General features: G+C 31.5%; 18 protein-coding genes and 2 pseudogenes. 4 read left to right on the forward strand and 16 right to left on the reverse strand.

Going from position 1 to position 20,192, the window contains the following annotated elements; genetic code table 11:
• Nucleotides 1–7: 7 nt before the first annotated feature.
• The gene (locus tag CQA53_RS04720; protein WP_115542902.1) at nucleotides 8–1,204 is read left to right on the forward strand and encodes an N-acetylmuramoyl-L-alanine amidase family protein; all 1,197 of its coding nucleotides are present in this window, start codon (nucleotides 8–10) and stop codon (nucleotides 1,202–1,204) included.
• 97 nt (nucleotides 1,205–1,301) lie between these two features.
• On the opposite strand, the gene CQA53_RS04725 is transcribed toward CQA53_RS04720, so the two are convergent.
• The 9 genes and pseudogenes from CQA53_RS04725 to CQA53_RS04765 form a co-directional block, all read right to left on the reverse strand.
• On the reverse strand, nucleotides 1,302–2,123 hold the full coding sequence (locus CQA53_RS04725; protein ID WP_115542876.1) for a hypothetical protein: 822 nt from the start codon (nucleotides 2,121–2,123) through the stop codon (nucleotides 1,302–1,304).
• A gap of 341 nt (nucleotides 2,124–2,464) precedes the next feature.
• Nucleotides 2,465–2,755 (reverse strand): annotated as a pseudogene (locus tag CQA53_RS04730) (glycosyltransferase family 2 protein); the annotation flags it as partial.
• A gap of 282 nt (nucleotides 2,756–3,037) precedes the next feature.
• On the reverse strand, nucleotides 3,038–4,000 hold the full coding sequence (locus CQA53_RS04735; RefSeq protein WP_115542878.1) for a tRNA1(Val) (adenine(37)-N6)-methyltransferase: 963 nt from the start codon (nucleotides 3,998–4,000) through the stop codon (nucleotides 3,038–3,040).
• A 70-nt stretch (nucleotides 4,001–4,070) separates the two neighbouring features.
• Entirely contained in the window at nucleotides 4,071–4,376 is a 306-nt protein-coding gene (locus tag CQA53_RS04740) for a hypothetical protein (protein WP_115542879.1), read from the reverse strand.
• Between the two features lie 57 nt (nucleotides 4,377–4,433).
• On the reverse strand, nucleotides 4,434–5,570 hold the full coding sequence (gene folP / locus CQA53_RS04745; RefSeq protein WP_115542880.1) for a dihydropteroate synthase: 1,137 nt from the start codon (nucleotides 5,568–5,570) through the stop codon (nucleotides 4,434–4,436).
• Nucleotides 5,571–6,359 carry a DNA polymerase III subunit delta' gene (locus CQA53_RS04750; RefSeq protein ID WP_115542881.1) on the reverse strand — a complete coding sequence of 263 codons (789 nt, stop codon included), beginning with the start codon at nucleotides 6,357–6,359 and terminating at the stop codon, nucleotides 5,571–5,573.
• A 97-nt stretch (nucleotides 6,360–6,456) separates the two neighbouring features.
• Nucleotides 6,457–7,020 carry a HobA family DNA replication regulator gene (locus tag CQA53_RS04755; protein ID WP_115542882.1) on the reverse strand — a complete coding sequence of 188 codons (564 nt, stop codon included), beginning with the start codon at nucleotides 7,018–7,020 and terminating at the stop codon, nucleotides 6,457–6,459.
• Nucleotides 7,021–7,029: 9 nt separating this feature from the next.
• A complete protein-coding gene (locus CQA53_RS04760) occupies nucleotides 7,030–8,316 on the reverse strand; it encodes an aspartate kinase (protein ID WP_115542883.1) in 1,287 nt (428 codons plus the stop codon).
• A pseudogene (locus tag CQA53_RS04765) lies at nucleotides 8,316–8,783 on the reverse strand (RNA pyrophosphohydrolase); the annotation flags it as partial. The pseudogene CQA53_RS04765 and the gene CQA53_RS04760, both read right to left, overlap by 1 nt.
• Before the next feature lie 492 nt (nucleotides 8,784–9,275).
• Here CQA53_RS04765 and CQA53_RS04770 point away from each other — a divergent pair.
• From CQA53_RS04770 to CQA53_RS04780, 3 genes are all read left to right on the forward strand, one after another.
• Nucleotides 9,276–10,514: a lytic transglycosylase domain-containing protein gene (locus tag CQA53_RS04770; protein WP_245945665.1), complete on the forward strand. Its 1,239-nt coding sequence runs from the start codon at nucleotides 9,276–9,278 to the stop codon at nucleotides 10,512–10,514.
• Between the two features lie 274 nt (nucleotides 10,515–10,788).
• Nucleotides 10,789–12,216, forward strand: coding sequence for a septal ring lytic transglycosylase RlpA family protein (locus CQA53_RS04775; RefSeq protein ID WP_115542905.1), 1,428 nt, complete (start codon nucleotides 10,789–10,791; stop codon nucleotides 12,214–12,216).
• Nucleotides 12,217–12,343: 127 nt separating this feature from the next.
• Nucleotides 12,344–13,144, forward strand: a complete 801-nt coding sequence (locus CQA53_RS04780; protein WP_115542884.1) for a hypothetical protein — start codon at nucleotides 12,344–12,346, stop codon at nucleotides 13,142–13,144.
• Nucleotides 13,145–13,183: 39 nt separating this feature from the next.
• Here CQA53_RS04780 and CQA53_RS04785 read toward each other — a convergent pair whose 3' ends face one another.
• From CQA53_RS04785 to CQA53_RS04815, 7 genes are all read right to left on the reverse strand, one after another.
• Complete coding sequence (locus tag CQA53_RS04785) at nucleotides 13,184–13,741, reverse strand: 2-oxoacid:acceptor oxidoreductase family protein (RefSeq protein ID WP_115542885.1); 558 nt, start codon at nucleotides 13,739–13,741, stop codon at nucleotides 13,184–13,186.
• Nucleotides 13,741–14,571 (reverse strand): 2-oxoglutarate ferredoxin oxidoreductase subunit beta, encoded by an 831-nt coding sequence (locus CQA53_RS04790; RefSeq protein ID WP_115542886.1) that lies wholly within the window; start codon nucleotides 14,569–14,571, stop codon nucleotides 13,741–13,743. Before CQA53_RS04790 ends, CQA53_RS04785 begins: the two co-directional genes overlap by 1 nt.
• Before the next feature lie 177 nt (nucleotides 14,572–14,748).
• Entirely contained in the window at nucleotides 14,749–15,882 is a 1,134-nt protein-coding gene (locus CQA53_RS04795) for a 2-oxoglutarate synthase subunit alpha (protein WP_115542887.1), read from the reverse strand.
• The gene (locus tag CQA53_RS04800; RefSeq protein WP_115542888.1) at nucleotides 15,883–16,203 is read right to left on the reverse strand and encodes a 4Fe-4S binding protein; all 321 of its coding nucleotides are present in this window, start codon (nucleotides 16,201–16,203) and stop codon (nucleotides 15,883–15,885) included.
• Between the two features lie 565 nt (nucleotides 16,204–16,768).
• Nucleotides 16,769–17,644, reverse strand: a complete 876-nt coding sequence (gene sucD / locus CQA53_RS04805) for a succinate--CoA ligase subunit alpha (protein WP_115542889.1) — start codon at nucleotides 17,642–17,644, stop codon at nucleotides 16,769–16,771.
• Nucleotides 17,645–17,673: 29 nt separating this feature from the next.
• A complete protein-coding gene (gene sucC, locus CQA53_RS04810) occupies nucleotides 17,674–18,837 on the reverse strand; it encodes an ADP-forming succinate--CoA ligase subunit beta (protein ID WP_115542890.1) in 1,164 nt (387 codons plus the stop codon).
• Between the two features lie 203 nt (nucleotides 18,838–19,040).
• The gene (locus CQA53_RS04815) at nucleotides 19,041–20,132 is read right to left on the reverse strand and encodes an endolytic transglycosylase MltG (RefSeq protein WP_245945666.1); all 1,092 of its coding nucleotides are present in this window, start codon (nucleotides 20,130–20,132) and stop codon (nucleotides 19,041–19,043) included.
• Nucleotides 20,133–20,192: the final 60 nt, after the last annotated feature.

A 20,192-nucleotide genomic window follows, 5' to 3' on the forward strand; every position in this document is an offset into this window, starting at 1 on the left:
AATTTCTATGCGCTTTATCGTCTTATTTGCGATCCTTACTTTTGGATTATATGGCGATACATTGCGTATTATAGGATCTGTTCCATTTGGTAGTTCAAGTTTGAGGCTTGAGGCAAATCGTAATATTCAGAAAAAAGACATAAGTGTTCATAAACTTAATGATACAAGCACCTTTATTGATATATATGGGGTATGGACACCGGCAAGCAGAAAAGAATACAATTTTCCTAATCGCACACAAATTACTATTGCACAAAACAATAAACAAAGATTAAGAATTTTATTAACACTAACCTCAAAAACTGATTTTGAATATTCTATAAAAAATAAGTTTTTTTATATTGCTATTAAAGAAAAAGTTTCTATAAAAAAGGCAACAACCACACCAACTTCAAAACCAATACAAAATCATTCAAGCAATCAACAGCAAGGCAAGGTGACACCAGTAAAAACACCAATAGTGAAACCCCGAATAGATAAAAAGAATCAGCCAAAACCAATTCTTGTTTCGAAAGCAAAACCAACTGATAAGGCACATAAAAAAATTGTTATTCTTGATGCGGGACATGGTGGAAAAGATTGCGGGACACAAGGAGTAGCACAAACATGTGAAAAAACTATTGTTTTAAGTGTTGCTCAACTTACTGCAAGAGAGCTTGATAAACAAGGGTATGTTGTTTATATGACACGAAATAGTGATGTTTTTATTGAATTGCAAAGACGTACAGAAATGGCAAATGAGATTCATGCTGATTTGTTTGTTTCAATTCATGCAAACTCTATGCCAGTGGGTTCTTCGAGGCAACCAAAAGGAGTTGAAACATATTTTCTTTCTACCGCACGCACAGAGAGAGCTGTTAATGTTGCAGCAAATGAAAATCAAGGTATGGCTGAATACTCACCCACAACGATTGCCTCTTTTCTTACTTCCCAAAGGATTATTGCCTCCAATAAACTTGGTATGGATGTGCAATCAGGCGTATTAAAACAGATTCGCACAATGTATAATGAGAATCTTGATGGTGGTGTTCGTGAGGGACCATTTTGGGTATTAGTGGGTGCTCTTATGCCTTCAGTACTTATTGAGATTGGCTATAATTCTAATCCAATAGAAGCAAAACGTTTAAAAGATCCAAAGTATCAAGCTCTTATCGCAAAAGGTATTGCAAATGGTATCAATGGATATATTAAGAAAAACCCATAAAGTATTTATTTAAGAAACAGCTTATTATAAGTAGATAGTTGGATAAAAGATATGTTTGTAACCTCACGTGCCAAATCAACAAACTCAATAGATAACTTTAATTTTTCAGTTTCTTTTTCTTTTTGAAATATCTCCTTATATTTCTCTCAATATTTGTTATACCTCTATAGAATCGTATCAAAGGTAAAAGTCTCTTATAGAGCTTTGGGGAATACATTGCTAGTCTTTGATATTTATTTGGCTTTTGTATATATCCTTGAAGCATTGGGAATTTCTCTATGAGATTCCAAGGATCATACTTCAATAGGGGAATGTTCAGAGATTGCTCTACATAAAAAGGAAGCAATTGCTTTCTTATAGATTCACTCATTTCTGTATCTTTATGATGTTCTAAGAATTGGTGTAATTCGATGAATGTAATAAAATAACTTGCTGTAAAATGATATTCTTTTATTGCTCTTACATTATTCTCAAAAGCAAGAGCTATATCTTGCATGTATGGCGGAATATTACTTCGTTGTATATTCTCTATACCTTCATGGTTGCAAGTGCTATTTGGACGAATACGATAATTATAGAGTTTTTTAGGAAGGATAAAGATATTTTTTGCTTGCATAAAAAGTAGAATGCCAAAATAGTGATCTTGACCCATGATTCTATCAATAAATCTCAAATGTATCTTTTGCAAGAATCTAAAATCTATGATGCCTCCATATACCCATGCAAAGTATGGTATATTTGCTTTTATCACACTCTGTATCCAATCTTTTGGGGTAATAACTTGTCCTTGTGTATATCCTAACTTTTCGAAATATATTTTCCATATTTCATCTTCTTTTCTTTTTATCCCATCATAAAAGTATAAATAATTAAAAAATACAATATCCATTCCTCTTGCATGTTTTAGAGTTTCTTCCATGCAATTCAATTCCCAGAAATCATCAGAATCTAAGAAATTAAGATAATCAATACAAGGTACTTCAAGTGTTTTTTGCAAAGTATAGATTGTATGGATTTGGTAAGGATTGTTATTTGTAATCTGAAAAGTATGAAGCGTGTTTGAAGTAATGTAGGATTGTGTGTTGTTATTCAGAGATTCTGATTCTTTCTTTATAAACTCTAATGTTTTATCTTTAGAGTCTAAAGATTCTTTCCTTAGAGAATCTAGGTTGCTCCCCCCCCCCCCATAGTATCAATTGAAGTAGTCGTAGTATCTGTATTTACATTTTGTATATTTGCAGTATCAGAAGGAGCAAATGTATATTTGTTGGCAAAGAAATCTATACCTACATTTCTTGCACTGCTTTGTCCTCCATTGACTTTATCTATAAGAATGATTCTAGAATCTCTTTGGGTATATTCTTTTGCAATATTCAGACTTTCATTATCTGTGCTACCATCATGAACAAGGATTATTGAGAGATTTTTATAAGTTTGATTGATAACAGAATCTAAGCAGTCTCTTAAGTATTGTGCTACATTATAGATTGGGATAACTATACCTATTTTTTGAGATTTATCTGTGATTGTTGTATGGTTATTTTTTTGCATTTTAATTTCTCCAAATGGTTTTATTTATAATAGCTACATTATTATAAATAAAAATTATCAAGCAATTTAAACTAAATGGAGAAAAACTATCTTTTTTGTTCCTTTATAATTGCAAAATATTTTTTACTCTTTCTTTATTGCTTTTTTAAATTCTAAAAATAGTAAGATTGATTTTAATAAAATAAAGCAATAAGATAATCATAAAATATTCATTATCAACAATCAACATGGCAAATAAGTTCTTATCGAAAGTTGCTTGATTATGTATCAGAAATTTTTTGATTATTCTAAAATTTTTTCCCATAAAATATCATCTTGATAAATTTTGATACTATGAGTCATTGCTTCCTTATAAATAGTTTGCACTTCTAATGAATTATCCATTTGTGTATCACCAATATGAGTAATTAATGGTGAAAGAATATGGGGATATGCCTTACTATCACGTTTTGCATAAATAAGCACAAGAGTGGCATTTTTATATATTTTTGGATAAACAAAACGAAGAGATTCTATGCCGAAATTATAGGATTGCAAGAGTCTAAAAATTTCTGGTAACACACTCGGACTATAACAAAAAATTAATTTGCCATGAGGTTTTAACATTTTTTTTGCAATGAGAATAAATTGCTCAAGGGGTAGATTGCTACTTTGTCTCGCAATTTCTTTAAAGCGATTTTTAACAATTGGTGCTTGATTGGAATAAAATGGTGGATTAGAAATAATCATATCAAAATATTGCAGACCAATAGAATCAAAATGGACTTTTTGGTTATTTTGCAATAACTCTGTTGTAAAGGATTCCCCCCCGCAATCATTAGATTGAGAAAAAATATAGGGAGTTTTTTGCATATCCTTTGTGTCTTTTTGAGAATCTTGAATAAAAGAAATAGAGGAGCAAAATGATACTCTTGGATATAATAAAGAATTTCTAAAGATAGATTGCACATCATTTGTTGTTAATAATTGGCAACAATCAGCATGATATATATATGATTGTATATTATTACTTCTAGCATTTTTTGCATTCAAAAATGCATATTCTTTTTGTTTTTCTATCTGATGTAATAAAATATTTTTTTCTCGGGCACATAATAATCCTATGACACCACTTCCACTGCCTAATTCTAGTATTTTTTGTTTTGGTCGTAAATAAGGTAGAATAAAATTCCACAAAAATAAACTATCACTATTATAACAATATCCCTCCGCAATTTGATAGATTCTAAGTGACATTTTGTTCATTGATTCTCTCTGTAAAGAATAAAATTATTAATCATTAATCAAGTTTTACTGAAAATGTATATTCTTTTTACTATTTCATGCTTGTAATACATTGCTGTAAAATATCATATAATCGTTCTTCATCTGTATCTGGGACAATCATAAAAGCTAGTTTTCCCATTTTACATGCACTAATAAATCGCCTTTTATCAAGCTCATTTGCTTTCCATATTCCTATTGCATCAATATTTTGACATGAAACATAATGACATATTTTATTATCTTGCATTTTTACAACAAACGCCATTGGATACAACGGACTAAATTCAACGATTATATCGCTATGAATACCACTTAATGTATTCTCACCTTGTTGTGAATAAATAACAACCTTCACATCCTTCCTTTCTCATTTTATATAATAGTTTGCAAGAAATACTTTTTCTGTTTTTTCTTAAAGAATATCTAAATCATTCATCTGAAATGAATGGTAAAGTTGCAACATTATTTGATGGGATTCTAGGTCATGGACTCGAATAATATCTGCACCATTTTGTAATGCAATAAAATGTGCTATTAGACTTGCTTCTAATTGCTTTTTATTGTCGCTTTTTAGAATCTTTCGTAAAAAACTCTTATGGCTTGCTCCAATCAACAATGGTTTATGAAAATGTTTAAAATGTGCAAGCTTTGCAATAAGCTCAATATTTTGCTCGAATGTTTTTGCAAAGCCAATTCCAACATCCAAAATAATATTTTTGCAAGAATGCTTATCCAACATTCTTAATTGCTCTGTAAAAAACTTATCAATATCTAGAATAAGATTCTTATATTCACAATACTTATGCATGGTATTTGGCCCACCTCTTGTATGTGTGAGAATATATGTTGCATTAGGATACTGCTGTAAAATTTCTAACATATTTTCTGGCTTACCACTTACATCATTTATCATAGTAAAACCACATTCAAGAGCAATTTTTGCAACCTCTTTATTATAAGTATCAATGCTGAATTGAGGCTTATTATTGATTGTTGTAATTTCTTTAAAGATTGGTTCAAGTCGCTTTAGTTCAACTTTTGCCTCTATAAATGGTGCATTTGGTTGTGTGCTAACAGCTCCAATATCAATAATATCAGCACCCAACTCAATATTTCTATATATTTCTTGTATAGCATCAGTGGCATTAAAATGTTTATAAAAGCTTTGAGAATCTACATTTACAACACTCATAATCATTTTTTTGCGTTCATGATAAGGCTTCAAGAAATGTTTTAATTCTTTACCCAATGCTTTTAAACCGAAAGGTTGCATTTGTATTTTTATAACAAGCAATTTTAAGGCTTTTGGTGTGCCAAAAAGCATACAATCATACGCTTTTTTACGGCATAGTATTGCGTCTCTAGGGGTTACTAATTCCGCACCAATGCTTAGTGCTTCTTGTTTTAGAATCTGCATTGCCTGCAACTTAAGATTTGCTATATTAAAACCCAATACTTGTGTTTTATCTTTCATAATTTTATAGCCAATACTATCTGGCTTTGCCTGCAACATTTCAATATTTAGATTCTTAATTCGCTCCAACCTCATCTATATTCCACCTTTAACCAAAGAAAGTAGAATTGGTAGCAATACCAAATGCACACTCTGCTTTACATGAAGACTCTGAAGTGCAATATCAAATCGTTCTAAATCAGCTTGACCCAACTCTATATTTTGTTGTGCAATCATATATAATAAAGAATGGAGTAAATTTCTGCCTTTTTCAAGACTTATATTTTCTTGTTCAAGCTGTTTGATATATTTATAAACCATAGGAACATTTAATTTTGCAATATCAAGAGGAAAAGATTCTATATGATTTTTTTTGCGTTGATCAAAAAAAGCGAGTCGAGAAAAAATTGTAGGGATAAGTTTGTTTTTTGCAGTAATAAAAAAAATAAAGAAAACATTTTTTGGTGGTTCTTCTAATATTTTAAGAAGTGCATTTTGTGCAAAATGATTATATGATGTTGCAAAAATTGCAATAATTTTTTCATGTGATGTAGCGATATAAGCCTCTTTAATAATATCATGTGCATCATCAATTTTAAGCTCCTCTTTTATGAAAATTCTAAGATATTCGCTATTATAAGTATTCTGCAAAAAATTTATTTTATCTTCAAAATCATTTGTTGCAATAATATATGATTTTTTTAAATTTTTAAAAAAATTCATATCCATTTGAATTGGAGCATGAAGAAAATGATCTTGGGAAAATCCCATCTCAACAATATTTTGCCCATTGCTGGTAAGTGAATCTTGACAAGGCAAAAGAATATCTTTTGTTTCCATAGAGTTGGAATTTACCACAGAGAAATTTGTATTTTGTGTTTCCATTTTATCTCCATCAAATTATTGCAAAATTTTAATAAACGATATAAAACCTGTTTGAATATTAATAAATATTTTTTATAAAGCATAAAACAAGAAAATTTTATCTTTCTTCAATATGAAACTCACCACAAATCCCTGCAAACAATGCTTGTTCAAAAATACGATATGCTTGAATAAGTTTGAAATCAAGATTTAAATCAGAAGATTGTAGCATAAAAGAATTTTCGAGAGATTCATCAAGCACCCATAAGAAAGATTCTGGTATTTCTAAAGCAAACTTTGCAATATCATTATCAATTTTTCCAATATACCATAATGCATAACGATGGTAGGACATATTAAGCACATCTTGCAATGCACCATTATCGCTATCCTTTTTCGAACATAAAAGCTTTAATAAAGAGACATCAAAACTATAAATTGGAATATATGGACGCCTTACCTCAAGGCTATTAAGTTTGCTTAAAATATATGTCTGTAACCACGATCGCTTAGAATCTGTGCAAAGCAAAAAAGTCCCATCATTCAATATAAATGAAATAGCACGCATAATTAAAGGTGTCCATGTATCACGTATAATTTCAAGCCAATGTGATGGCATTGCATTAAGATGTTCTGCGTCATTTCGTAAAGTTTTTAACATCCACTCATTAATGCTCTGCATAAAAATTCCCTATTTATCAAGATTGTATGCTGTATGCAAAGTTCTTACGCTAAGTTCAGCATATTTTAGATCAATTAAAATCGAAATCTTAATTTCGCTTGTGCTTATCATACGTATATTAATATTATCATTTGCAAGTGACTCAAATGCCTTTGCAGCAACACCACTATGACTTTTCATACCTACTCCCACGATAGTAACAATCGCAACTTCATTATCAAAATCTATAATATCTGCATTTGCACTAAACTCATTGAGTGTAATCTTTGCTTTTTCTAATTCAGTTTTTGGCACAGTGAAATCAAGATTGGTCTTAGAATCTCGCCCAATTGTTTGAACAATCATGTCTACATTAATATTAGCATTTGCTAATTTACCAAAGAGTTCTGCTGCAATTCCTGGTTTATCTTTAATTCCAATAAGACTTACTCGTGCTTGATTCTTATCTAATGCTATACCGCTTACAATAGGTTTTTCCATAATATTATCCTCTGTTGTTATAAGTGTTCCTTTGTCATCGCTAAAACTACTTTTTGCATAAATAGGTACATTCCATTTTTTTGCCAATTCAACGGAACGATTGAGCAAAACTTTTGCACCCATGCTTGCTAATTCCAACATTTCATCATAGCTAATTTTATCTATTTTTTTTGCTTTAGCTTCTATGCGAGGGTCAGTAGTGTAGATTCCATCAACATCGCTATATATTTCGCAATAATCAGCATACAATGCACCTGCAAGAGCAACGGCAGATAAATCGCTTCCACCGCGTCCAAGTGTTGTAATATCGCCCTTTTCATTTAAACCTTGAAAACCTGTTACAACAACAATATATCCTTCATCTAAAAGATTTAAAATGTAACCTGTATCAATATGCTGAATACGAGCTTTTGTATGATTAGAATCTGTAAATATCTTTGCTTGCCTTCCATTAAGAGCAATTGATTTCAACCCCATAGCATTCAATGCTATACTTAATAATGCTGCAGAAATTTGTTCTCCACTACTCAACGCCATATCTAAATCACGTTCATTTGGTAATGGTGTAAAACATTTTGCATAATTTAAAAGTTCATCAGTTACACCACCCATTGCCGATACAACTACCACAATTTTGTTATGAGGTGAGAGAATAGTATTCTTCAAATCTTGCTTAGATTCCAAAGAGTGTTGCTTCTCTTTTTGGAATTTATTCGTGTAATCTGCTACTAAAGATGCTGCGACTCTTGTAGCAACATTTTGAATCCTTTGTGTATCCCCCATACTCGTGCCACCATATTTTTGAACTAGCAACATTAAATATATCCTTTTTTTCTAAAATAATTCAAAGTACACATATAAATACTTCTTTTAAAATGTGTAATTCTCTGTAAAAGCAACTCATAATCTACAAATTCATAACGCGTAAATTCTGGCTCTTTTGTTTGTATATTAATAATAGAATCTTTTTTTAATCTTACTAAAAAATATTTTTGAATTTGTCCATCATAAGGATACATTCGTTTAGCAATATTCGGTGGAAAATCATATGACAACCATTCGGGATGCTCTGCTATTATTTCAATATGATTTGTGCCAATTTCTTCTTTTAACTCACGATAGAGTGCCTCTTTTGGGCTTTCTCCCGGTTCAATACCACCTTGCGGGAATTGCCACACACCTTTTAAATCAAGCCTTTCAGCAATAAAAAACTCTCGATTATCAGGGTAACATGATGATAAGATGATGGCACACACATTTGGACGATAATTTTTCTTTTGTTTATCATTACAAGATTTATTTTGCTTTTCAAAATTTTTAAATTTTTCGTAATTATAACAAGTATTCAATTTTTTCAATTCATTTTGATGGTAATTTTTATCAGTTACAATATTATGAAAATCTGACATTAACTCTCTATGGCTACTCTCACCTGAGCATGTAGAATGTTGCATAAACTGTATATTCTTAGCGGAAACACTTATTGTATGAATTTTTTCTTGCATATTGGTATTATTGTTCATTTATGAAACCTTAAACAAAGCTATCAAAAAACTTTATAATAGTAACATTTTAATTGTAATTATTGGTAATTATTAGCATACATATTGTAAAATTTAACTTATTTTTTGTTGTGTTTTACTTTGAGATATTCTTTCAAATTCTATTGCAAGGGAATTATTTTTGCTACTTTCTTTTGGGTATGCAAAAAAATTGGTTTGTTCTTAGATGAAACTAATTTTTAAGTAACTATAATTTTTGATATAAGGACTTAAGTGATTAAAAAGTTTATTATTTTTTCAATCTACTACACCATACTGTCTAATGGTTTAGCTTTCGCACAAAATATAGAAAATATCGAATCACAATCACATAATCTTATTCTTGCAAGTTCAGATTTGCAAAATAATACTATAAGTTTAGTAGATTCTGAAAGTATTGATTTCAATGAATATAGTATGAGTACTATACCAAACTTACCAATTTTTGATTACTCTGAAGCAGAAACGATTAATGCTTTTGGCATTCCCATAGAGTATATTGTAACCCTGGAACGAGAGAATCGACTTATTTCTGTTGATACAAACAGATGGAAATACCTTGCAAAACAATTTGAAAATGGACATGAATACATACCTATTTTGCGTAAAATGCTTTTTGATTCTAATATCCCTCAAGAATTTCTTTTTCTTGCTATGGCAGAATCCGAATTTAAGTCTCAAGCATTAAGCATTAAGAAAGCAGCGGGAATATGGCAACTTATGCCAGCAACAGCAAAAGAATTAGGATTAGTAATCAATGACTATATTGACGAACGGCAAGATCCTATTAAAAGCACAGAAGCCGCAATTAAATATCTCCAATATCTTTACAAAGCAACAGGGCAATGGTATCTTGCAGCTATGGCATATAATTGTGGATTAGGAAGGTTAAACCGTGCAATTAAAGAGGCAGGTAGTAATGATATTGAAGTTTTACTTGATGAGGAGGAGCAGTATCTACCACTTGAAACGCGAAATTATTTACGCAAAATTATGTCAATGTCCCTTGCTTTTTCCAATGCACATGAGCTTAAACAAGCAAATAAAGAATATATGCTTAATAGGGGAGCAACAGATTCTTTAGTTGTTGTAAATGTAAAAGCAGGAAATTCATTAAAAAATATTGCAAAAGGTGCAAATCTTAGTCTTAATTCTTTACGAAATTATAATCGACATTTTAAATATGACTTTATCCCATTGGAACAAAAAGAATATCAGGTCTATTTACCTTATGAAAAATTAAGTTATTTTAAACAAAATTTTCAAGATTCTTTTGATATATCAGGGCATTTTATAGTTTATAGAGTTAAAAAAGGCGATACACTTTCTTCAATCGCAAGAAAATACCGTCTCAATATCACACAAATTCAAAAAGCAAATACATTAAAAACAAATAAGCTTATGATTAATCAAAAACTCATGATACCAGCTTTTACAAATTATACACACAATACAACAAATAGAAAAGCTTAAAAACTTATTAGGAGATAACTTGCAAATTATAAAAAATATGCTCCGCATTGGAGTTTTTGGTGTCGGTTTCATTTTAATTGCTTGTGCACCTGAAAGTAAATATGCCGGTGGTAATGGGGCATTTAGAAGTTATGAATCTCTTGATGACTACGGCAATGAAACCATAAAATATCGAGATGAATATATTAATACACAGCAGCACACTTTTAGTGATACGCTCGTTGCAAGTAATCCACGTAACACACAACAAAGTTTTCAATACTCTTCACAAAAAATGAAAAATCCAAACACAAATAAACAAAATACCTCAAATACAAAAAAACAAAAAAACTATGAACCACCAGTAAAAGGTAGTAGCAAATTTACTCCAACACAATCGCTATTGGGTGGTATGCGTGATAGTGAAGCAATACAAAGAGCCACAATGAAATCTTATACCGTGAGGGGCAAAACCTATCATCCACATGCCGTAAAAGTTGGTGATACTTTTGATGGTATTGCAAGTTGGTATGGTCCTGATTTTCATGCAAAATCAACCTCAAACGGTGAAACCTATAACATGCATGCCCATACTGCGGCTAACAAAACATTGCCAATGAATACAATTGTAAAAGTTTTCAATAAAGATAATGGTAAAACAACAATTGTGCGTATTAATGATAGGGGTCCATTTGTTGAAGGAAGGATTATTGATCTTTCTAATATTGCCGCTCATGATATAGCAATGGTTAGCAAAGGTATTGCAAATGTTCGTATTGAAGTTATAGGATTTGGTGGTAATTTAGTCCATGACAAACAAAGCAACAATTCTCCTTCCAGTGTCAAAAGAACAGAAAATATAGAATCAAAAAATACGCAACAAACACCAACAAAGACTCAATCCTTGCAAACAAACAATGCACAAGATTCCAAAGATTCTACTGCTCCAATAAACAAAAACATTATAACAAGCAACGAAAATCAACCATTATTGAATGAAAAAAATTTACAACAATTAAAAGACTCTAATCAAAATAATGAACAAAAGTCCCAAAATAATAAAAAACAAGAATCTCTTCGGAACTCTTTGATTGAAGAGGAATTACCTGAAGACAACTATACAAAAACGCAACAAGAAAAAAAACCAGAAACTATAATCAAATCTTCGGTAATAAATACAACACAGGAACAATCACAAGACATAGAGCAAACAGCAAAACAAATACCCCAACAAATTGATGCTAAAAGCAATAATAAAGATATTGATGAGACATTACAAAAATTACGGGATTCAACACAAGAACTACAATATACACAAGAAAAGCTTGATAATATTGTAGAGTATGCAACTCAAAATAAACAAATAAATCAACAACAAAATATAACACATAATAATATAGCAAAAGAATCTACTCCAATAAATATTGTTGCGGATGAAGAATCTCTAAAACAACCTACACAAATAAGCAATAAAACACACATGGTATCACTTAATGTATTTAGCCAAAAAGAAAGAGCAGAAAATTATCTTAAAGAAGTGATGAATATGCAAAATTTACAAAATGTTATCAACACATCTAGTGATTCTGGAAAATACAACATAGAAATTATCCCAACAGATAAAGGCTTGTATCGTGTTGCTTTACGAGGCTTTCGAAGTTATGATGAAGCAAAAACATTTATAAATGAACATAATATTAATGGACATATAGTAAAGGAGTAAGCTAATAAAATCCTAGATTTTGTTTACCTAATAAATATATGCGATTCTATGGTGTTTCTAAAAAATTAATGGTAAAATATTTATTATTCTTATATTCTACACAATTTATAAAGATAAAGAAGGAAAAATGAAAAAAAATATAATATTTGTCTCCTTAATAATTTCTGCAATGATAGCTGATTCCCTTGATAATGCAATAATTGAAGAGTTACAAAAAAACAAAGAACAAAAACGATCTGAAAAACAGCAGAATAAACAAAAAACTCAAGAGAATAATATAAGAAATATCAACAAGAATAAAGTAGAAACAAAAAATGAAATTATCAAAAATATAGAATCTCAAACAAAACAAAAGAATAAAGATGTATCTAAAGATTCACAAGATACCAGACAGCAATCGGGTGAGGTTGAAATGCAAGAAATTGCAAATGAGCTTGTAACACAACCCCAAACAAGAGAAACAATCAAAAAGCAACCCCTATGGAATTTCTTTCTCGGTGGTTATCTTGGAGGACAATATAAAGCGAATTATAAAGGAAATAATGCACAGATTTTTAATGTTTCCTTGCAAGGTGGAATATTCTACAATATTGGATCAACACATGGTCTTAAAGGCTATATATTTGCTTCTTACAATTCCCTTAATCAAAATAATCTGTTTTCTGCCGGAGCAGGTGCAGATTATTTTTACGATTTTCATTCAATTGGGCTTGGAATCTTTGCTGGAATATATACAGATATTCCATTTAATAGGTCTATTCTTAGGGAACTGGATCTAATCATTAGTACTGGTATGAGCATGTATATCAATAGGAATAATCGTATTGAGTTGCGAATAGGTTACCCTATTCTGCAAGATCCACAAATAAAAAGAATTCTGCTTCTTGGCATTAATTATCAATATATATTTAATGCTCAAAATTTTTAGAAAAGATAATTTGCAAAACTCGCTTTATTTTATAAAATTTTATCCGTTCTTAAGACATTCCAAAGCATATTTTTTACCAAGTTCATATGCTTTCTTATTTACATCTGCAACTTTTGGAGGCACTTTACTAAGCATAGTCTCAATCACAAGATCTTCTGGGACACAATTTGTAAATGTAACTGTTGCTGCAAGAGCAACAACACTTTGAGTAACAACATTACCAACCTCTTCTTTTGCTATTGTAATAATTGGGATCTCATAAATTCGATACATTTCCCTATCTTCTTGTGTTGGTGCGACAAGATTTGGTTCAATTACCACGATACCTTTCTTTTTAATTCCAGATTTATAAATATCATAGCTCATTTGTGCAACCGATAACATAAAATCAATATTTCCATCCATCGCATAGGGGTAAAGTATTTCCTCTTGATCAAGTAAAATATCAACCTTAGTTGGACCACCACGCACTTGACTTGTATAAGTTGAAGCTTTTACACCATACCCACCACCACGAATTTTTGCTTCAGCAAGGATTTCGCCAGCTAAGAGGACACCTTGTCCGCCAACACCTGTAAAACGAAGTTGATGTTCCATTATTTTCCTCCTTTTTTAGCAGTTACTTTTTCTTTATATTCTGCATAAGCTTCACAAAATTCTTGTGTTTGAGTATCGTGTTTTAAAATTCCTAGTGGGAATTTTCCTTTCTTTTCTTCATCGGGCAACTCATCGTATTTTCTTTTTGGTAGAATTCTAGAATCTAACCATTTAAGCATATCTGTTGCCTCAATCATTTTATTCTTTCTACCAAGATTCACGTGGCAATTTGAATTAATATCAAATAAACTGAACCCCTTATGTTTAAATCCTTCCACAAGAACTTTCTCAATACGTTTTGGATCAAGCACACTTTCTCTTGCGACAAAGCTTGCACCTGCCGCTATTGCTAATTCACAAATATCAAATTGGTTATCATAATTTCCGCCAGGAGAAGTAACTGTCCAAAAACCTTTTGGAGTTGTAGGAGAAGTTTGAGAATTCGTTAATCCATAAATAAAATTATTCACAATGATATGGTTAATATCAATATTACGACGACATGCATGAATTGTATGATTTCCACCAATCGCAAGACTATCACCATCACCACTCACAACAATTACATGTTTATTTGGATTTGCAAGTTTAATTCCAGTAGCATAGGCAAGTGTTCTTCCATGTGTTGTATGAACAGTGTTACAATTCACATAAGAACTCATGCGACCACTACAGCCAATACCACTCACCAAGCATACATCATCCATATTCCAACCTACAGCGTCAATTGCACGAATAATAGATTTTAAAATTACACCATCACCACAACCCCAACACCAAAGTGTAGGCATTTTCTCAACTCGTAAATATTCATCATAATTAAAAGCCATTATTTTTCCTTATGTTTGCTAACCTAAAATTATTAAACCTTAGGTTAGCATTCTTATACCTTATTTTGATAATTCAGGTTAAATATTACAATAACTCCAAAATACCATAAATTTCAAAACTCTTTTATTGCTACATTTTACCTAATTTTTAAAAGTTGAACAAATATTAACTTGTTTCTATTTGTTCATCGCACGTAATTTTTCAATTACCTCATTAGGTGAAATTGTTCGACCATTTGCACGTCCCATAAATTCTACTCTACGACCCAAAATCCTTTCAATTTCTTCACGATATTGACCTTTATTAAGCTCAACTATTAGAATCTTTTTAAATCTTTCGCCAAGCTTTTTTAATTCTTTTTCAGGACTTGGCCAAAGAGTAATAGGACGAAACAATCCAGCTTTTATCTCACTTGTTTTTCTAAGTTCATGCAATGCCTCTTTAATACCTAAAGTAGCACTACCATAAGAGATAATTGCAATATCGGCATCTTCTAAATACAACTCTTCATTGTTGCTCAAATAATCAGCTTTGCTTTCTACTTTATTAAATAGTCTATCGATAAGTGCTTGACCTTCAATAGCATTTTCTGTAGGAAACCCAATTGCTCCATGGTGTAATCCTGTAATATGATAACGATATCCTTTAAAAAATGGATTAAGTATAGCAGACTCATCTGGACCAACGCCATAAGGCTTATAATCTTTTGGATCACCAAGAAATTCTCTTCGGTTCTTAATATTTCTTTGGATTTCTTCTAAATCTGGCAATTGCGTTTTACCATACATGTGTCCTAGTGTTTCATCAAGGAGTAAAAATACTGGTTGCATAAACTCTTCAGCCAAATTAAAAGCACGAACACTTTGTGTGTAAGCCTCTTCCAATGTTCCAGGAGCTAATGCAATAGATTTATAGTCCCCATGTGTAGGATGCTTTGCAAAAGCTACATCGCCCTGCCCTACACGCGTTGGCATACCCGTTGATGGTCCCAATCGCATAACATTGACAATTACTAAAGGAATCTCAGCCATATAACCCAGACCAATTTGCTCCGCTTTAAGGGAAATGCCTGGACCAGAACTACCAGTCATAGCCTTTACTCCACTCATAGACGCACCTAATGCAACGGAAATACCACTAATTTCATCTTCCATTTGAATAAAATTACCATTATGGTGGGGAAGCAAATGTGCCATTTCGTGCATAACATCCGAACTTGGAGTAATTGGATAACCACCATAAAACTTACAACCAGCATCAATCGCACCCAATGCAATCAGCTCATTTCCACCTGTAATAACCTCTCGCATCTATGCCTCCTCTATTGCCATAAATTTATTTGCTTTAATCTTTTCAGCTCTTTCTTGTGCTTCTTTACTTGTCTTAGCAAACTTAAATTTCTTCCTATCAGCAACACTAATTGCAAAATCCGGACAATGTAGCTCACATTCCAGACAACCAATGCAACTTTCAGGATACATAACTTTCACAATTTTTCCCAATACCTTATGTGCATCAAGTTGCATAGCTAATACGCCTGAAGGACATCGTGATACACAAATATCACATGCTTTGCAACGCTTTTCGTTAACCCATACAGGCACATTTTCAGGGATTAAAACATCTGACATAACTATCTCCTTTCCCATGTCTATAATTTAAGATTTTTAATTTTTTCAAAAAAGTAAACAATTCCTACAACTCTTAGAATCTTATTTACTATATTTTTTATGAAAATAAAACTCAAAAATAAGTATATTACTATACTTCATAAATCTTGTAAAACATAAAGATTCTAAGAATTATACAATCTTAAGACTCTAAAAAATATATAAAATCATGTGTTTTCAATATTTTTTATGAATTGTGCAAAAACTAAACACTTTATCATAATTAATATATTATATACTAGAAATGCACTCAATATTTTCATAGAAATATCAAAATCACAATTTATACATAATAAAATAAAAGTTTCTAACAATCAATTTTAAATTTTAATTAATTAAGTATATTATGTTGGATAAAAGATTCTACAGAATTTAATAATAATTTATTGATAATTATCTTTATATAAAAAGGATAGAATATCCTAAAATATTCTACCATCTTTAACCCAAAGAATGTAAAAAATAATTGATTTTGCAAAACCTGACTAAAAAATCTCCTGATAATAAAACCAATATAAATATTGCATTAACCCAAGATTTTTTTCATTGTTTCGCCAATTTCTGCAGGACTTTTTACAACTTTTACACCAGCTTTTTCCAATGCCTCTTGTTTTTCAAGAGCTGTTCCTTTTCCACCACTCACAATTGCACCTGCATGCCCCATTCTCTTACCTTTTGGAGCTGTAGCACCGGCAATAAAAGCCACAACAGGTTTCCTAATTTGCTCTTTAATTAAAGTTGCTGCTTCAATCTCAAGACTACCACCAATTTCACCCACCATAACAATAGCTTTTGTATCAGGGTCACTTTCAAACATGGGTAAAATTTGTTTGTAACTCAAACCAATAATTGGATCACCACCAATACCTACGGCAGTAGAGATTCCCAAACCTTGCTTAACAAGTTGATTCGCACTCTCATAAGTTAATGTTCCACTTTTTGAAATAAGTCCAATATTTTGTGTAGATTTTTTAAATATAAAACCAGGCATAATACCAATTTTACACTCATCACTTGTAATAATACCCGGACAATTTGGACCTATCATACTCATACCTTGTTTGGTCGCAAACATCTTTGCAAACATAATATCTCTTGTAGGAGCACCCTCTGTAATGACTACCGCAAGTTTAATACCTGCACTTGCTGCTTCGATAATTGCATCTGCCACAAAGGCAGGAGGAACAAATATCATACTTACACTTGCCCCAGTTTTTGTTACAGCTTCCTTTACACTATTAAAAACAGGTTTCCCTAAATGGGTACTTCCACCTTTATTGGGAGTAACACCGCCTACAATCTGTGTCCCATACGCCATACATTGCTCACTATGAAAGCTTCCTTCTTTACCGGTAAATCCTTGAACAATTACTTTTGTGTCTTTATTTACTAAAATACTCATTTTTTTTCCTTAATTAACCTTAATCAAATTCATTTTGCTGCGTCAACAACTTTCTTAGCACCATCTTTTAAATTTTCTGCCGCAATCAAATTTTTAATGCCAGAATTTTTAAGAATGTCTTTTGCCTTTTGTGCATTTGTTCCATCGAGTCGAACAACAACAGGCACTTCTACTTTTGAAACCTTTGTTGCTTCAATAATACCATCTGCCACTCTATCACATTGCACAATTCCACCAAAAATATTAACAAAAATAGCTTTTACATTTTTGTCTTTTAAAATAATTTCAAAACCCTTTGAAACTGTTTTTGGATTTGCACCACCACCAACATCAAGAAAATTTGCCGGTTGACCACCCTCATATTTGATAATATCCATAGTTGCCATAGCTAAACCTGCACCATTTACCATGCAACCCACATTCCCTTCGAGTTTAATATAGCTAAGATTACTTTCGCTCGCTTCAATTTCACTCGGTTCTTCTTCTGAAAAATCACGTAATGCGGTAATATCGGAATGGCGATAAAGTGCATTATTGTCAAAGGCTAATTTTGCATCTAAAGCCAAAAAGTTCCCCTCACCTGTAAGAATCATTGGGTTAATCTCGACTTGTTCTGCATCTTCATTGATAAAAACCTCATAAAGAGCTTTTGCAAACTGACTAAAAGGTTTTTGCTGTTCTTTTGTAAGCCCAAGCCCAATTGCTAATTCAAGAGCATGGAATGAACGGAATCCTATTGTAGGATCAACTGCTACTTTAATGATTTTTTCAGGATTTTTTTCTGCAACTTCTTCAATCTCCATACCACCTTCCGTAGATGCAATAAAAGTTGGCATCTCTAAACCTCTATCAAGCACAATAGCGATATAAAACTCTTTTTTTATATCTAAACCCTCCTCGATATAAACAAGACCAACTTTTTTACCTGCTGGACCAGTCTGATGTGTCTTAAGCACCATACCAAGCATATCGTCTGTAAGTCTTGCAACATCATCAAGGCTTTTTGCAATTTTTACACCTCCAGCTTTACCTCTACCACCTGCATGAATCTGTGCTTTGACAACCCAGACACTACCACCTAATTCTCTTGCGATAGCTCTCGCTTCATATCCACCATGTGCAACTCGTCCTCGAGGCACAGCTACGCCATACTTTTTTAAAACCTGTTTACCTTGAAACTCGTGTATATTCATGATTCTCTCCTAAAAAGAATAAAACCAAAGATAACTTTAAATTCTTTTATAAAATTACATTCTTTAGTTGATAATCTCATAGAATCTAGAAACTCTACAAAAGATAAAAACTAAAGCTACCTTTGATTAGAAGTATTTTCATGTAATTTAGCTTAAATAAAATTGAAATTGTTACAAAATTTAATATTTTTTATTTTTATATGTTAATTTTTTACCCTTTTTATATTTTTAACATGCTCTTGATATGTTTGTGTAAAATCATGCAAACCATTTTTATTACGCATAAAATACAAATAGTTTGTGTGAGTTGGATAAATAGCTGCCTTTATCGCATCGATGCTTACACTACCACTTGCTGTTTTTGGAATCCCATTATATTTATAAGTATTAAACTCACTTGTATCATTTCTAATGCGTTCTGGTGTGATACGAGTATGTGAAAATTTTCCATAATTTAAAGATCCATCCATTTGTAATGGCATATTTTTTGCAATACGATTATCGATAACACTAGATACAATTGGCATTTCTGCGACATTAGCTGCTTCTTTTTGAATAATTGATGCTTTTGCTATAATTTTAAACCACTCTTCTTGATTATAGTGTCCAAGTAATTTGTATGACAAATCTTCATGTGTTTTGAGAGATTGTGTAATCAGATAATCAATAATAAATTCTGGGCTTGCATGATATGGCAAACTATAAGTATCAGCAAGAATTACACCATCGTTATATGGTGACCGGAGATTATAAATTCTTTGTAATTCATTAAAATCTTGATGAAAAACTTTTGCAATTTCTTGCAAGAAAAAATAGTGAGTCTCGCCAGGTATTAATGTAATATTCTTCATTGCTGCCTTAGCATGAGAAAGTGCATAAAGAAAATGTCCTTTGGTAAGCACGATTTCAAAATGGGGTAGATTCATGTTACTTTGCTTTTCTAAAGCAGTTACACTTTCTTCGTGTATTACTTCACCTAAAATTTTGTCTGCATTTTCTTGTGTTGTATGGAATTGGATAAAATCCTTATGAGGTGTGTTTTTCAATAAATTATCTTTACTCTCAGAATCTGTATTATCATCATCAAAATTTTGAGTTTTTTTTGTATCAATATTGTCTTGAAACTTTATAATAGTGGAAGATTCTGCAATATATGGTTGTATATCAATCTTAGGGAGCTTTAATTCCAATCCGATGAATTGTGATGGGATTTCAATCCAACCGCTTTGTGGCTTACCAATAAATCGTAAAAAATATGTATCTAAACGATTGACATTATAACCTTTATCTTGCAAATATGTTATAATTCCCTTTGTTGATCCCTTTGGAATAAAAAGAATCTTTTCAGATTTCAT

Source organism: Helicobacter didelphidarum, assembly GCF_003364195.1.
GTDB classification, from domain to species: Bacteria; Campylobacterota; Campylobacteria; order Campylobacterales; family Helicobacteraceae; genus Helicobacter_A; species Helicobacter_A didelphidarum.

Coding starts and splice junctions, on each gene's coding strand:
- CQA53_RS04735 (WP_115542878.1), bottom strand. CDS start 4,000: ATGAACAAAATGTCACTTAGAATCTATCAAATTGCGGAGGGATATTGT.
- CQA53_RS04750 (WP_115542881.1), bottom strand. CDS start 6,359: ATGGAAACACAAAATACAAATTTCTCTGTGGTAAATTCCAACTCTATG.
- CQA53_RS04795 (WP_115542887.1), bottom strand. CDS start 15,882: ATGCGAGAGGTTATTACAGGTGGAAATGAGCTGATTGCATTGGGTGCG.
- CQA53_RS04785 (WP_115542885.1), bottom strand. CDS start 13,741: ATGGAACATCAACTTCGTTTTACAGGTGTTGGCGGACAAGGTGTCCTC.
- CQA53_RS04760 (WP_115542883.1), bottom strand. CDS start 8,316: ATGTTGCTAGTTCAAAAATATGGTGGCACGAGTATGGGGGATACACAA.
- folP (WP_115542880.1), bottom strand. CDS start 5,570: ATGAGGTTGGAGCGAATTAAGAATCTAAATATTGAAATGTTGCAGGCA.
- CQA53_RS04725 (WP_115542876.1), bottom strand. CDS start 2,123: ATGGAAGAAACTCTAAAACATGCAAGAGGAATGGATATTGTATTTTTT.
- CQA53_RS04790 (WP_115542886.1), bottom strand. CDS start 14,571: ATGGCTTTTAATTATGATGAATATTTACGAGTTGAGAAAATGCCTACA.
- sucD (WP_115542889.1), bottom strand. CDS start 17,644: ATGAGTATTTTAGTAAATAAAGACACAAAAGTAATTGTTCAAGGATTT.
- CQA53_RS04780 (WP_115542884.1), top strand. CDS start 12,344: ATGAAAAAAAATATAATATTTGTCTCCTTAATAATTTCTGCAATGATA.
- CQA53_RS04800 (WP_115542888.1), bottom strand. CDS start 16,203: ATGTCAGATGTTTTAATCCCTGAAAATGTGCCTGTATGGGTTAACGAA.
- CQA53_RS04775 (WP_115542905.1), top strand. CDS start 10,789: ATGAAAAATCCAAACACAAATAAACAAAATACCTCAAATACAAAAAAA.
- CQA53_RS04720 (WP_115542902.1), top strand. CDS start 8: ATGCGCTTTATCGTCTTATTTGCGATCCTTACTTTTGGATTATATGGC.
- sucC (WP_115542890.1), bottom strand. CDS start 18,837: ATGAATATACACGAGTTTCAAGGTAAACAGGTTTTAAAAAAGTATGGC.
- CQA53_RS04755 (WP_115542882.1), bottom strand. CDS start 7,020: ATGCAGAGCATTAATGAGTGGATGTTAAAAACTTTACGAAATGACGCA.